This is a genomic window from Pseudomonas alliivorans, assembly GCF_017826695.1.
GTDB lineage: Bacteria > Pseudomonadota > Gammaproteobacteria > Pseudomonadales > Pseudomonadaceae > Aquipseudomonas > Aquipseudomonas alliivorans.
In genome coordinates, this window is sequence record NZ_JAFFZW010000001.1 from 535598 (window position 1) to 549459 (window position 13862).

11 protein-coding genes are annotated in these 13862 nt (G+C 62.6%); 3 read left to right on the forward strand and 8 right to left on the reverse strand.

Annotated features, from left to right (window positions below; translation table 11 throughout):
- The first annotated feature begins 34 nt into the window (after positions 1–34).
- The 3 genes from JTJ32_RS02495 to JTJ32_RS02505 all read left to right on the forward strand — a co-directional run bounded on the left by JTJ32_RS02495 (position 35) and on the right by JTJ32_RS02505 (position 2228).
- Positions 35–577, forward strand: a complete 543-nt coding sequence (locus tag JTJ32_RS02495) for a hypothetical protein (RefSeq protein ID WP_099228104.1) — start codon at positions 35–37, stop codon at positions 575–577.
- 108 nt (positions 578–685) lie between these two features.
- On the forward strand, positions 686–1858 hold the full coding sequence (locus tag JTJ32_RS02500) for a lactonase family protein (RefSeq protein WP_210040663.1): 1173 nt from the start codon (positions 686–688) through the stop codon (positions 1856–1858).
- Between the two features lie 187 nt (positions 1859–2045).
- The gene (locus tag JTJ32_RS02505; RefSeq protein ID WP_099228107.1) at positions 2046–2228 is read left to right on the forward strand and encodes a hypothetical protein; all 183 of its coding nucleotides are present in this window, start codon (positions 2046–2048) and stop codon (positions 2226–2228) included.
- A gap of 246 nt (positions 2229–2474) precedes the next feature.
- Here the strand turns inward: JTJ32_RS02505 and JTJ32_RS02510 are convergent, their stop codons facing one another.
- Genes JTJ32_RS02510 through JTJ32_RS02545 form a run of 8 tightly spaced genes read right to left on the reverse strand, consistent with a single transcriptional unit; the run spans position 2475 to position 13862 of the window.
- A complete protein-coding gene (locus JTJ32_RS02510; RefSeq protein WP_099228108.1) occupies positions 2475–3074 on the reverse strand; it encodes a glutathione S-transferase in 600 nt (199 codons plus the stop codon).
- The gene (locus tag JTJ32_RS02515; RefSeq protein WP_210040665.1) at positions 3071–6718 is read right to left on the reverse strand and encodes an AAA family ATPase; all 3648 of its coding nucleotides are present in this window, start codon (positions 6716–6718) and stop codon (positions 3071–3073) included. Before JTJ32_RS02515 ends, JTJ32_RS02510 begins: the two co-directional genes overlap by 4 nt.
- On the reverse strand, positions 6715–7959 hold the full coding sequence (locus JTJ32_RS02520; RefSeq protein WP_210040667.1) for an exonuclease SbcCD subunit D C-terminal domain-containing protein: 1245 nt from the start codon (positions 7957–7959) through the stop codon (positions 6715–6717). The genes JTJ32_RS02515 and JTJ32_RS02520 overlap by 4 nt, the downstream gene beginning before the upstream one ends.
- Positions 7960–7999: 40 nt before the next feature.
- Positions 8000–9664 (reverse strand): BatD family protein, encoded by a 1665-nt coding sequence (locus JTJ32_RS02525; RefSeq protein ID WP_099228112.1) that lies wholly within the window; start codon positions 9662–9664, stop codon positions 8000–8002.
- On the reverse strand, positions 9661–11379 hold the full coding sequence (locus JTJ32_RS02530) for a VWA domain-containing protein (protein WP_210040668.1): 1719 nt from the start codon (positions 11377–11379) through the stop codon (positions 9661–9663). Before JTJ32_RS02530 ends, JTJ32_RS02525 begins: the two co-directional genes overlap by 4 nt.
- The gene (locus JTJ32_RS02535; protein WP_210040671.1) at positions 11376–12434 is read right to left on the reverse strand and encodes a vWA domain-containing protein; all 1059 of its coding nucleotides are present in this window, start codon (positions 12432–12434) and stop codon (positions 11376–11378) included. The genes JTJ32_RS02530 and JTJ32_RS02535 overlap by 4 nt, the downstream gene beginning before the upstream one ends.
- Positions 12427–12921: a DUF4381 domain-containing protein gene (locus JTJ32_RS02540; RefSeq protein ID WP_210040673.1), complete on the reverse strand. Its 495-nt coding sequence runs from the start codon at positions 12919–12921 to the stop codon at positions 12427–12429. Before JTJ32_RS02540 ends, JTJ32_RS02535 begins: the two co-directional genes overlap by 8 nt.
- The gene (locus tag JTJ32_RS02545) at positions 12918–13862 is read right to left on the reverse strand and encodes a DUF58 domain-containing protein (protein WP_184319320.1); all 945 of its coding nucleotides are present in this window, start codon (positions 13860–13862) and stop codon (positions 12918–12920) included. The genes JTJ32_RS02540 and JTJ32_RS02545 overlap by 4 nt, the downstream gene beginning before the upstream one ends.

Below are 13862 nucleotides of genomic sequence, written 5' to 3' on the forward strand. Positions count from 1 at the left end.
GACTGGGCCGGACCAAACAAGATAGGGAGATCCAATGTCTACTCAAGGTGCGTTGAGTCGTGCACGTCTGTTGCCGACATTTCTGGGCGTCCTGCTGCTGGGGCTGGGCGTGATCATGGTCATCGGCGGCTTCAGGCTGTCGGGCCTGGGCGGTTCGTTCTACTACATGCTCTGCGGGTTCGGCTTCTCGGCCATCGGTATTCTGCTGGTGATCGGGCTGCGCTTCGCTGTCTGGCTGTTCACCCTGATGCTGTTGCTGAGCACGGTATGGGCGCTCTGGGAGGTTGGCCTGGATCGTCAGCGCCTGATGCCGCGCCTGTTCGTGTGGTTTCTGGTGGGGCTGGTGCTGGTGCTGCCGGTTGCACGTCAGGCGCTCAAACCCTCGCGTCAGCGTGTTTCCGTCAGCAGCCTTGTCATCGCGTTGATTCTGGCGGGCATCACGCTCGACCCTGTCGGTCAGCTCAAGTATTTCACTCACCACACGCAGGAAATCGTGGCTACGCTGGTTCCGGGCATGGCGTTCACGTGGCTGTCATCTGCCGACACGCAGGCCCGATTCCGGCAGCCGGAAGGCTAGTCTGCGCAGATCCATTGCAGGCCCTGCAAAACTACCCCCCTTTGTCAGTGTCATAGAGCTGATTGCCGCGTGACAGGCGTCATAACTTCAACAAAAAGGGATGCCCCCATGCCCCACAAAATTCTGCCTTGGCTGGCGATGGCCAGTGCCATGAGCGCTTTCACCCTGCAGGCTCAAACCATGACCGATTCCGAATTGCTGCTGGGTTCCTATACCCAGGGCGCGAGCGAGGGGATCTACCGTTTTGGCTTCGACAGCAAGACCGGCATGATCAACCCCAAGCCGCTTCAGGTGATCAAGACCGAAAACCCGTCCTGGCTGACGGTTTCCAAAGATCAGCGTTACCTGTTCGTCGTCAACGAGAACGGCCCTGGCCAGGCTGACACCGTCGGCAAGGTCAGCAGCTTCTCCATCGAACCCAAGACCTTCAAGGTTGCGCCGATCAACCAGGTGGAAACCAAAGGGGAGGAGCCGACTCACTCGAGCCTGAGCAAGGACGGCCGCTACCTGTTCGTGGCGAATTACGCTGTAAACCCGGATCCGGGCGGCGCGTTGTCAGTCATGCCGGTCGGCAAGAATGGCCAGCTGAGTGACGCCGTTCAGGTCTTGCAACTGGGTCCGGGCAGCAAGGTCAATCCGGAACGGCAGGCGTCTTCCCATGTTCATTTGGCGGTGCCAACCCCGGATGACAAGTACCTGGTAACGGCCGACCTGGGCGCCGACAAACTGTTCGTCTACCGCTACGACGCTGATCAGGCCAAACCTCTGCAGCCTGCCAGGGTGCCGACTGTACAGTTGCCAGCGGGCAGCGGCCCTCGTCATGTGCTGTTCAGCCGCGACGGCAAACATGCCTGGCTGGTGCTTGAAATGTCGGCTCAGGTGGTGGTGTTCGACTACCAGGACGGCGGCTTCAAGCAGACCCAGATCGTGGACATGAAAAACAAGGGCGTTGACCAGAAGAACGGCGGCGGTGCCTTGCACACCTCACCCGACGGCAGGTTCCTGTACGTGACCAACCGTGGCGAGGCCAATCAGGTCGTGGTGTTCCGCATCGACCCCACCAGCGGCATCCTCGAGGAAATCCAGCGTCGCACCGTCGAAGGCAAGGAGCCTCGCGAGTTCAGCTTCGACCCCAGCGGCAAGTTCATGCTGTTCGCCAATCAGAAGAGTAACCAGATCGTGACGGTACGCCGTGATCTGCAAACCGGCATGATCGGCGAAACGGTGCAGAAACTTGATGTGCATGCACCTTCTTATGTGCATTTTCTGAGCGACAAATAGGATACAAACGCTTCAGCCCGCGCAAACCGCGGGCTGAACCCGTTATCAATCCTGATGATATGAGTTAGTGCTACAAAAGATTTCTGCTGAATCACCCTCAGGCGTAAGTTTGAGTCACGGCCAAGACGGCCATAACTCAAAGCAGCACAGAAGCAGCGTGCAGCGCCGACATAGAGAGGTGACCAACATGAACTTCAATCTTTTCTCCATCATTGCTGCATCGGCTATTTCCGCATCCGTGGCACTTCCTGCCAGCGCCAGTGTTGAGGTCAGCGACAAAAAGGCTCATGCCACCCAGACCTACACACCGAAGTATCTGCAACAAAGCGCCAACTTCTACGCTGCGCTGGATCACAAGTCCGCGCAATGAAACGTGCGTGAATCCATTCCCCGTTAACGATGGCTTCGATACCGGGGAATGGATTCGTGAACGGCAATGCTTTCGCGAGCATGTTCGCCCACACAGGTCCACGCGACCACTGCCCATTGCGTGGCAGACCCTGCATGGACTGTTACGTGAGCCTGCTCGCGAAAGCGTTGAATCCCCTTGACCCCGTTACCTCATCCGTAACGGGGATTTTTTTGTGCCGGAAAAAGACCGTCGTGGGCAGACGGTTTATTTGCGCATGACCGCTTCAAACAGACCGGAGTCAAGAAAGTGCTGCAGCCAGCTGCGCAAGGCAGGGTAGGGGCTTTGCGCAAACCAGCCCGGATCGACCTGACAGAACTGGCGAATGAAAGGCGCGAGGGCGATGTCAGCGAGTGTCTGTCGCTCCCCCAGCAGATAAGCATCCGATTGCAGTCGATCTTCCAACTGGCGCAGAAAGACTTCGCCCAGCGCTCGGTAATGTTCGGGAGGATGTTCCGGGTAGCGCACCGCGTATTTGTATCGGTCCAGATTCAGCTTGAAGACCTGATCGTTTTCTTCGATCAGGTCGGCGATCTGTTGGCGCGCCGAAGGGTCCTTCACCCGCAGCCAGTCATCCGGGTCGTTCTGCGCCAGTGCCCAGTGCATGATGTCCAGGCTCTGTTCCAGAACACGGTCTTCCAGAATCAGCACCGGAACCGTGCCCTTGGGCGAGCGTTCGAGCATTTCCGGCGGCTTGGCCTTGAGGCTGACTTCGTGAATGTCCACCTGACAGCCGGCGTAGTGCAACGCCATGCGGGCGCGCATAGCGTACGGGCAACGGCGGAAGGAGTAGAGCACCGGTGTCATGAGCTGCCGACTTCGATGGTGCTCAACCCGTTGCCCTGACGTCGGACCTTGATCTGCACCGGGATGCGCTCGTGCATTTCCTGAACGTGGGAAATGACGCCGACTTTGCGGCCCTGCGCCTGCAAGCCGTCCAGTGCATCCATGGCCAGTTGCAGCGACTCGGGGTCAAGGCTGCCGAAGCCTTCGTCGATGAACAGCGATTCGATACGCAAGGTACTGGAAGCCATGGAGGCCAGGCCCAGCGCCAAGGCCAGCGACACCAGAAAGGTTTCCCCGCCGGACAGCGAATGCACCGAACGCGTCTCGTCACCCATCTCGGTGTCCAGCACCAGCAGGCCGAGCATGCTGCCGCCACGTTTGAGGCGGTAGCGGCGCACCAGTTGTTTCAGTTGCGCGTTGGCGTGGTGCACCAGCAGATCGAGGTTATAGGCCTGGGCGATCTTGCGGAACTTGTCGCCTTCGGCCGAGCCGATCAGCACGGCCAGTCGAGCCCAGCGTTGGTATTCGCCGGTGGCTTCGTCGATGCGCGTCTGCAACTCACTGTTGGCGTCGCGGCGGCGCTGGTCTTCGCTCAATTGCGCGCGCAGTTCGGCACAGTGCTGTTCGCTCAGTGCCGTCTGTTCCTGAGCCTGCAACAGCGCGACGTTCAAAGCGTCGCTGTCGGTCAGGTCCGCATGTTGAGCCTGATGCTGCTGCACGCGCTGCTCGCGCTCATTGAGCAGAATTCGCGCCTGCTCCAGAGCTTTCTCGGCCGTCTGCTTCTGCTGGCGCAACTGTTCGACCTGCTCGTCATCGTAGGTCAGGAGGGTGTCCAGCGCCGCATCGTCCAGTTCTGCGTGCTGACTGCGCCAGTCGGTGAGGGTGGCGTCCAACTCCGTCAGTTCGTGCTGCAAGGTCTGCTGCTGTTGCTCGCCTGACTTGAGTTCGGCCGCCAGCTGGATCAGCTGGCTCTGGATATCCTGCAGGGATTGGGCGGCCGAGCTTTCGGTCTGACGGGCCTGCTCGACGGCGTATTCCAGCGTCTGCTGCCACTGTTCGGCGCTGGTGTGGTCGCCCAGCAGATCCTGTAACCGTTGCTGACTGGCCTGCTGCTGTTCGCCGAGAGCGGTCACGGCTTGCAGCTGTTCTGTGACGCGCTGCAGGCGGTTTTTCTGCTCGACCTGTTCGCTGTCGATGCGTTGCTGACGTTCACGCTGTTCCTGCTGTTCTTCGCCTTGCTGCTCCAGTTGATCGAGGCGCTGCACCACTTGCTGCTCAAGCTGCATCACAGTGCTCGAGGCATCGCTGCGCAGCCCATCCAGAGTCTGCGAAGACACCAGCGGCGCGAGTGCGGCCAGTTCTTCGTCAAGACGCTGCTGATCGGCGCTCAGTTGCTGGAGCTGTTCGGTCACGTGATGGGCAGCGGCCTGACTGGCTTCCTGCGCGGTCTGCACCGACTGTTGCAGGCGTGCGGCATCTTTCTGCAGGGTGAGCAGGGCTTGCTGACGCTGCTCGTCGCGCAGGATGATTTCGTTCAAGTGGCTGAGTTGCTGGCTCAGCCAGGCATCGCGTTTGACGGGGTCGCGGTCCAGCAACTGGGCGCCGAGCGGATGGGCTTCCAGGTCCGGGGCCAAAGCCTGATGACGTTGCGTCAACTGATCGTGCTGGCGTAGCAGTTCCTTTTGCCGGGCGATGATACCGCCGACCTGCTCGCGCAACCGGTTGCGCTGTTCGGTCAGGGTGTCGACGGCCTTTTGTGCGCCAGCCTGCTCATCTTCGTCGTGTCGGGTCAGGCTTTGCAGCAAGGCTTCCGGTTTATGCCAGGGATGCTCGGCACTGCCGCAGACCGGGCAGGGCTGATCATCCTGCAATTGGGCGCGCAGTTCTTCGACACTGGCGCTGCGAGCCAGACGCTGGCGCTCCAGCAATTGGCGTGTCACGGTCAGGGTCTGTTCTGCGACGGCCAGTTCGTCCTTGACCTTGATGCCCTGGATAACCAATACCTCGCGTTCCTGCTGGGCATCCTGTTGCTGACGAGTCAGCTCCTGCAATTGCTGTTCGATGTCCTGCTGGCTGGCCCACAGACGCGCCAACTCTTCGAAAGCGCGTTGTTGCTTGCGGTTGTCCTGCAACAGGCTGCCGAGAATCTGCAGTTGTTCGGTGACGGCAGCGACTTCACAGTCGGCCTCGCGGTACAGCAATTCCAGCGTGCTGCGTTGCTCTGTCAGTTGTTGCTCGGCCTCGCTGGCGCGCTGTTGCAGCGCAGGCAACTCGCGGTTGCCGTGCTTGAGGCGATTGGCGGTGAGCGTCAGGGTTTTCAGGCGGTCGCGCCACGCGTTCCAGCCTTGGGCCAGTGGTGCCAGGTCGCTGCTGTTCGCCAATTGTTCGGCAATGCGCTCAAGGCGCCGGGCAACCTGCTGTTGCTGGTCGAGCAGTATTTGCAGAGCGGTCTGGCCCTGGTTGCAAAGGTGCTCGGCCTGCTGATGCTGATCCGACGCCTTGCCCAATTCCTGCGCCAACCGGTTCAAGGTACTTTGCGCGTCGAAGGCCTGCTGCAACAACGGTTTGGCGACGTTGTGCGCCTGCTGGGCGTCCTGCAACCGAACCTGCGCATGGCTGCGTTGATCGTGCAGCTGCTGCTGACCGGTCTGCAGCGTGATCTGTTGTTCGCGGTGCTGGCGAATCTGCTCGGCCAGTGGCGCGAGCTGCGCGTTCAGAGTGATCCGGCGTGCGAAACGATGCCGTTGCGGACCGAGACGTTCAAGCTGCCCCAGTGTCTGACGCTGACTGCTCTGATCGTCCCACACCTGCTGCGCGGCGGTCAGGCTTTCCCAAGCGGCAAGTTGTTCGTCGCGCAGCCGATGCAGCTCGGTCAGCCATTGCTGCTGCAGTTCCAATTGGCGTTGCTGAGCCTGATGAAGCTTGAGCTGCTGTCCGGCCTCGCTCATGCGCTGCTCGAGTTCGGCAAGCTGCTCGGGATCCAGCGGGCTGAGATGACTGGCCTGAGCGGTCAGGGTCTTGAGCGCTTCTTCGGCTTCCTTGCTCTTGCTGTAGGCGCGGCGTCCGAGCTGGCTGTAGATCGCTGTATTGGTCAGCTTCTCCAGCAGTTCGCTGCGTTCCTTGTCGTCGGCCTTGAGAAAGGCGCTGAACTCGCTCTGGGCGAGCATCACGGCGCGGGTGAACTGTTCGAAATTGAGGCCCAGACGGCTCTCGATCAGTTGTTCGAATTCGCGTTTGCTCTGATTGCTGAGGATTTGCTCGCTGTCCAGATCCGTCAGCGTCTGGCGGCTGGCCTGAAGTTTCTTCGCGGCGTTGTCCCGCGCGCGGTTGGTTTCCCAGCGCGCCCGATAGCGGCGCTGGTCGATGCCGATGAAATCCACTTCGGCATAACCGCTGCCGGTGCCACGACGCAGCAGGGTGCGTGGATCACTGGTGGTGATGTCGCCGTCGATGTCCGGCACCTTCGACTGACCGATGTTGCTCAACCGCGGAATGGCGCCGAACAGCGCCAGACACAACGCGTCGAGCAGCGTGCTCTTGCCCGCACCGGTCGGGCCGGTGATGGCGAACAGGCCGGCGCTGGCCAAGGGTTCTGCGGTGAAGTCCAGTTCGAACGGTCCGGCCAGAGAGGCCAGGTTTTTCAGGCGAATGGCGAGGATTTTCATGGCTGTTCGCTCTCCTGGTGCACTTCACGCAACAGTGTGGCGAAGTCGGTCAGGGTCTGTTCATCTACCTCGCTGCCGAAATTGTCCTGCCAGGCGCGGCTGAACAGTTCCTGAGGGCTGAGCTGATCCAGTTCGATCAGTGCGGCATCCTCATCACTGCCGTCGGCGCTGCCCTTGCCTGCGTATTCGGCACCGATGCGCACCAGCCGCACGGCCTTGCCTTGCAGGGCGGTTTCGATCTGGTTGCGCAGGTCCGGCTGCGGCTCGTCGAGGCGCACGCGCACTTCCAGCCATGGCTGTCGGTCCGGGTCGGCCAGCAGGTCGACGTTGGGCAGTTCCTTGAGCTGCACCAGCAATTCAGCGAGCGGCGCGGGGCCCAGGCGTTGCAGGTTGACGGCACGCGGAATCAGGCAGGTATCGACGCTGGTCAGGGTTTCACCGTCGCAGTTGATTTCCAGGATCTGGTGCTGATAGCCGATCTCCGAGAATGACAACGGAATCGGCGACCCGCTGTAGCGAATGCGTTCTTCACCGTTGACCCGTTGCGGCTTGTGCAGATGGCCGAGGGCGACGTAGGTAATGCTGGGTCCGAACAGGCTGGCGGGCAGGGCTTCGGCGTTGCCGATGATCAGGCTGCGCTCGGAGTCCTCGGACACCGAACCACCCGCCATGTGCGCATGACTCACGGCAATCAGCGCCTGACCCGGCTGTCGCTTGAGGTTGGCGGCTTCGATCAGGCGCTCGTGAACCCGGGCAATGCCTTTCAGGTAATCGTCGCCCAGCGTCGGACCTGTGACTTCGGCGGGGCGCAGGAACGGCAGCGCCAGGCACCACGCGCGGACCTGGCCTTCGGCGTCGGGCAGAGGCAGCAGCAGCCGCTCGGCATCCAGCACGCCTTCATCCAGCCACAACACCCGGCCGAGCGCGTGGGTGCGCAGACGACGCATCAGCGGCGCGGGCAGTTCGATGCGCGAGCCTGAGTCGTGGTTGCCGGCGATCATGACGATGGTCAGAAGCGGATTCTGTTCGTGGGCATTGACGATGAAGTCGTACAGCCGCTCCTGAGCTTTGACCGGCGGGTTGACGGTGTCGAAGATGTCGCCCGCGATCAACAGCACATCAGGCTGGCGCTCGGCCAGACGGGTCAGCAGCCAGGTCAGAAAGCAGGCGTGTTCGAAATCGCGCTCCTGACCGTGAAGGTTCTGACCCAGATGCCAGTCGGAGGTGTGGAACAGACGCATTGAATTACCTTGTCGTGAAGAGGTGTGCCCGGCTGCATCCTCACTTCGGATACAGCGGCGGCAACCCGGCATCGCCTGCCGGGTCCTGAATGTATTCGGCGGCAGGCAGGGAGCGAATCGCGCGCCACAGGTCCTCGCCCAGCCAGAGTTTTCCGGTCTCACTGTAGAGCGCGCCGTTCAGGCCATCCAGTGCATCGGACAGCGGCACGAAGCGGGCGGCCATGTCGGCCAGGGTTTCCGGTTGCTGGCGCGCCCAGGCATCCAGGGCCTGGCGCGTGGCCTGCGGGTCGTTGGCCAGACAGGCGCGCTTGAGGTCGTCGAGCACAGTACGCGGGCTGGGGCCGGCCTGCACGGTTTTGGCGATTGCCGGCTGGCCGCGCGCGCGCCACCAGAGCAGGCAGGCCAGCAATGTCGTGAAGGCGAAGAACAGGGTGCTCATCTGCCACGGCCAGACGGGCGGGCCAATGACGGTCAGGCCGCCTGTGTCATTGCTGACCGGTGTGTCAACGCCAAGGCCGGGGTTACCGCTGATCTGCAAGGTGCGGGCGGGCAGGCTGGTGTGCTCCAGATGATCTTCACGGGTGTTCCACCAGGTCACTTCCACGGCCGGCAGATCAATCGCACCGGCACGTGCGGGCACCAGCGCTTCGCGTTCTTCACGGGTGCCGATCAGGCCGCGTTCGCTGGGCAGATTGCGCAGTTGTGGCTGGTCCGGGTAACGACGCAGGCCGGGCACCTCGGTGGCAGGCAAGGGCGGCAATTGCGCACCGGCCAGACCTTCGGCCTTGAGAATGATGGTGCGAGTCAGTGAGTCGCCGACCTGAGTCCTGCCCGGTTCCGGGCTCCAGCTTTCTTCGAGGCTGACCGTGCGGGCCGGGAGCCACGGTATGTGCGCCGGATAGTCCGCAGGCACCGCCCTGACGCTCAGCGGGATCTCGGCGGAGCTGACGCGCATCACCTTGCCCGGCTGCGGGCCGAACGGATTGGCGTCCTGGTTCTGTGCAGTGCTGGCTTGAGGCTGTACCTGCGTCGCGCTGAACACCTGGGGCGGAATGGTCAACACCCCGCTGTGCTGGGGGTAGAGCGCATAACGCATCTCGATGACGCCATGACGCACGCTGTTGATCAGTTTTTCATAGGTGCGCGAATCGCCCAGCTTCTCGATACGGGCATCCGGCACTTGAAGCGGGCTGAGGCTGCTGTCGTCGAACAGCTGAACGGAATGGTAGATGCGCAGTGTCAGCACGACCTGGGCCTGGACGTAGACGCTGTCCTGATCCAGTGTTGCCTCGATGAACACTGGCGCCAGTTGCCGATCCTGTTCCTGCTCTCTGGGTTCGGTCTGAATCACTTGCAGGGTCAGCGGCTGGCTTTTGAGTTCACCCAGTTGCAGGGACGGAATCGTCACGCTGCCGGTCTGCCGGGGCAGCAGGGTGACGATCCAGCGCGTGGTCGCCTGATTGTTGGTGCCCAGGGTGGTCAGTCGGTTGACCTGACGCGTGTCGCGCACCTCGAAATCGCTGTCCAGCGCGGTCAGGTCGGGCTTGCCGAACTGCGTGACGTCATCGGTTTCCAGCGTCAGCTCAAAGGTTTCCCCGGCATTCAGACGCGTGCGGTCGACGCTCGCCGTCAATTCGGCCGCGTGTGACGACAGGACAGACAGGCTCAGCAGCAGGCCGGTCAATAAGGGGTACGCGCGACTCATCGGGTCTTTTCCTGATGTTGCTGTTCGTAGCGGAATTTGCGCCGCAGCAGTTCGCCCGGGTCGTCCGGAATCTGTCTCAGCCACTGCTCCAGTTCCTGACGCCGTTCGCCGGTGACGGGGCGATCGGCAGGCTGCAGAGGCGGGCGGGTGGTCTGTTCATCGTCTGTCGACGGGCCGGAAGCCTGCATGCCGGACGTATCCGGAGGCAGGCTTTCGCTGCTGTTTTCCTCACTCGGCCGTGCAGTGTCCTGTTCAGCGGGCGAGTGGCTGCTGGTCTGATCCTGCGTGCCAGTCTGACCTGCTTCATCCTGCTCGGGTTTTTCCGGTTTGTCCTGCTCGGGTTGAGCCGTATTGGCCTGATCCAGAAGATTCTGAACCAGTGCACGATTGCTCACTGCCGCCGGGAAATCCGGCTGGCGCTCCAGCGCCTGTTCATACGCGTCCAGCGCCGCTTCCAGTTCGCCACTGCGGGCCAGGGCATTGCCACGGTTGTAATGATCGGCGGCCGTGTTGCCTTCAGCGAAGCGTTGCGCGGCGGTGGCGTAATCCCCGGCCTCGTAGAAGGCGATACCTTTCCACTGCGGGTCTTCAAAGCGCTGTGCGGCTTCTGCCGGGCGGCGTTGTTCCAGCAGGCGTTGACCCTGCTGATCCGGGCGCAGCCACAGGTCCTGAAATTCGAACGCCTGACTGGTCTGCGGAAACATGAACAGCAACGGAAGGCAGAATAGCCAGCCGCGGCGACCTGCACAGGCGGCGATCAACAGCAGCGGCAGCAGAAACCAGTGACCCTGATCGGCCCAGGTGTCGAGCTGCACGATTTGCCCGTCGCTGCGCAGGCGTTGCGGGCTGGCGAGCAGGCCGAGGCTGCGCAGGTCCTCTTCATCGGCCCGCGCCTGACGGTAGCTGCCGCCGACCTGCTCTGCAAAGTCATTGAGGCTGGTGCTGTCCAGGCGCGGCACCATGATCGCGCCCTGATCATCCTTGAGCAGACTGCCGTTTTCCTGGGTCACCGGAGCGCCTTCGGCGGTGCCGATGCCCAGCATCAGCAAGGGCGGCGACTGACCGCGCAGGGCCTGACGAATGCCGTCGCGCTCCTGCTCGCTCAAGGACGAGCCGATCAACAGAATCCTGCCTTGGCCCAGCGCACCCTGTTTGAGCAGATCCAGCGCCTTGACGACCGCCAGATCGGCACGTTGGCCCGGCACCGGCATGATCGATGGCCTGATTGCCTCCAGCAGGTTATGGCTGGTGACCAGATCGTCGGACAGCGGCACCAGCGTGTGGGCGCTGCCGGCGTAGACCACGATGGCAGTCTGCGAGTCGCTGCGCAGTTGCAACAAATCGAGCAGTTTGCGTCGCGCCTGTTCCAGACGTGTCGGGGCAATGTCGGTGGCGAGCATCTGCGGGGTAAGCTCCAGCACCACCACCAGCGGGTCGACCGGTTTCTGGCTGATCTGCTCGACGCGTTGCCAACTGGGGCCAAGCAGCGCGGCCAGCGCCAGCAGCCAGGCCAGCGCCAGCACCACCCAGGGCAATTTGCTGTTGCTGCCGCGACTGCCGTTGAGCAACACCGCATGAAAGGCGGCTGGCAGAATGATCTGCCAGCGGCCGGCGCGTTTCTGCCGATGCCAGAGTTGCCAGATCAACAGTGCCAGCAAGGGCACGATCAGCAGCCACCAGGGACGGAACCAGTGCGGCCACAGGGAGGCGATCATCGCGGCCTCCACAGACGTTCGATGCGCTCACGCCAGCCGAAAGCGCGCAGGCGAAGGAGCGCCCGTTGCACGGCGTTGTTGGGCCACAAACTGCGTACTACCAGCAACACGCTCATCAGCAGCGCCAACGACAAGGGCCACTGATACAGCACTTGCGCTGGGCGCGCCTGAGTGGGTTGCTGGGCGACCGGTTCGAGGGCGTCGAGGGTGGCGCGGATCTTTTCCAGTTGCTCGCCATCGCGGGCGCGGAAATATTGACCGCCGCTTAAGCTGGCGATGTCCTTGAGCGTCGGCTCATCCAGGTCCAGGCTCGGGTTCAGCCCCAGCAGTCCCTGGATGCCGCTTTTGTCAGGGTCGGCGCCGATACCGATGGTGTAGATCCGAACGCCTTCGTCTGCCGCCAGTCGTGCCGCCGTGATCGGGTCGATCTGCCCGCCGTTGTTGGCACCATCGGTCACCAGCACCAGAACGCGGCTGTTGGCCGGACGCAGGCGCAGGCGTTTGAGTGCAAGACCGATGGCGTCGCCGATCGCAGTGTTCTTGCCCGCGATGCCGATCCTCGCTTCGTCCAGCCAGATACGCACGGTGCGGCGGTCGAACGTCAGGGGGGCCTGAACGAAAGCCTGGCTGCCGAACAGGATCAGGCCGACCCGGTCTCCCTGACGGCCTTCGAGAAAATCGCCCAGCAGGTGTTGCACCAGTACCAGCCGGCTGACTTCGTCGCTCTGCCATTGCATATCCGGGTAATCCATGGAGCCGGACACGTCCACGGCCACCAGCAGATCACGGCCGCTGGCGGCCACGGGAAGCGGCTCGCCCAGCCATTGCGGGCGGGCGGCGGCGATCAACAGGAACAGCCAGATCAGCAGGAACGGCGAGCGTTGTCGCCACGCGGGCAGGTTGGCCTTGGCGCGCCGACCGCTCAGGCCTTCCAGTTCGTTAAGGAAGCTGACCTTGAGCGCGGCCTCGCCACTGTCGGCCATCGGCAGCACGAAGCGCATCAGCCAGGGCAGCGGCAGCAGGGCGAATGCCCAGGGCCAGACGAACTCAAACATGTTTGCGAATCCAGATGTCGACTGCCTGGGTCAGGCCGCTGATGGCCTTGTCATCGAGTTTGCATTCGGGTTTGTAGGCACCTTCAACGAGAATCATCCAGCGCGTCAGACCTGCGGCCGGGCAGCGGTTATCGAGGAACGCCAGCCATTTTCGACCGTTGAGTGTGTGGCTCTGGCTGTGTGGATAGTGGTTGCGGCACAGGCGCTTGAGCAGGCCGTTGATCTGTTGCAGCCAGGCACCGGCGGACGCGCCGTCATACGGTTTGGGCAGGCTGGCCAGTTCCGCCAGCGCCGCGACTCGCACGGGATCAAGCGGCTGCTCGCTGCGGCTCTTGCCGGCCTTGACCGGCAACAGCGTGCGCAGCCGCCAGGCACCCCAGCCCAGCGCTGGAATCAACAGCAACAGCAGCCACCAGCCCGGCGCAGGCGGCCAGAAGCCGACGGCTTCAGGGGCGATGAGGGGCTGCAACTGATCCAGCGGATTCATTTGCGCTTCACCGGACGCTGGGCGTTGAGGTATTCACGCAGTTGCTCGACCAGTTCGAACTGGGTGCTCAATGGCATCAATAGCACGCGCAGTTTCTGGGCAAGCAGTTCCCAGCGCGCCGAGCGCTCTTCGCCCTGAACGCGATAGGCCCGACGCAATTCGGGATCAAGGGTGTCGAGCTCCAGTTGCGCGCCGCGCTCGGCAAATCGCAGCAGCCCCGCCGCAGGCAGCGCGCGATCCAGCGGGTCGGACAGTGGCAGCAGCAACAGGTCGCAGTGGCGCGCCAGCAGCGTCAGTTGCTGCTCCGCCGCATCGGACAACGCGCGCTCGTCACAGAGCACGATGGCCAGGCTGCCGGGACGCAGCACTTCACGGGCACGACGCAGGGCGGTGCCGAAGGCATCACGGTCGGCGGGGATTTCGGTGTGCAGCGACTGATTGACCCGGACCAGCCGGTTGAGCAACTGTAGAAGGCTCTGTTTGCTGCGTCGGGGTTTGATCTCGTAATGCTCGTTGTCGCCGAAGACCAGCCCGCCCACCCGGTCATTGTGTTCCAGCGCGGCCCAGCCGATCAGCGCCGCCGCCTGCGCGGCCAGCACCGATTTGAACATTTGCCCAGAGCCGAAGAACAGGCGACGACTCTGTTCCACCAGAATGAAAATGGGCCGCTCGCGCTCTTCATGGAACAGCTTGGTGTGCGGCTCCTGGGTGCGTGCAGTCACTCGCCAGTCGATGTTGCGCACATCGTCGCCTGCCTGATAGACCCGGACCTGGTCGAAATCCACACCGCGGCCACGCAGCTTGGAGTGGTGCAGACCGATCAGTGGGCTGCGCTGGCTCGGGGTTGAAAACAGCTGAACTTCCCGCACGCGATGGCGCATTTCGATCAGCTCGCTGAGCGTGACGCGAATGCCCGGTTGGGGGATCAGGTAGGGTTGCAT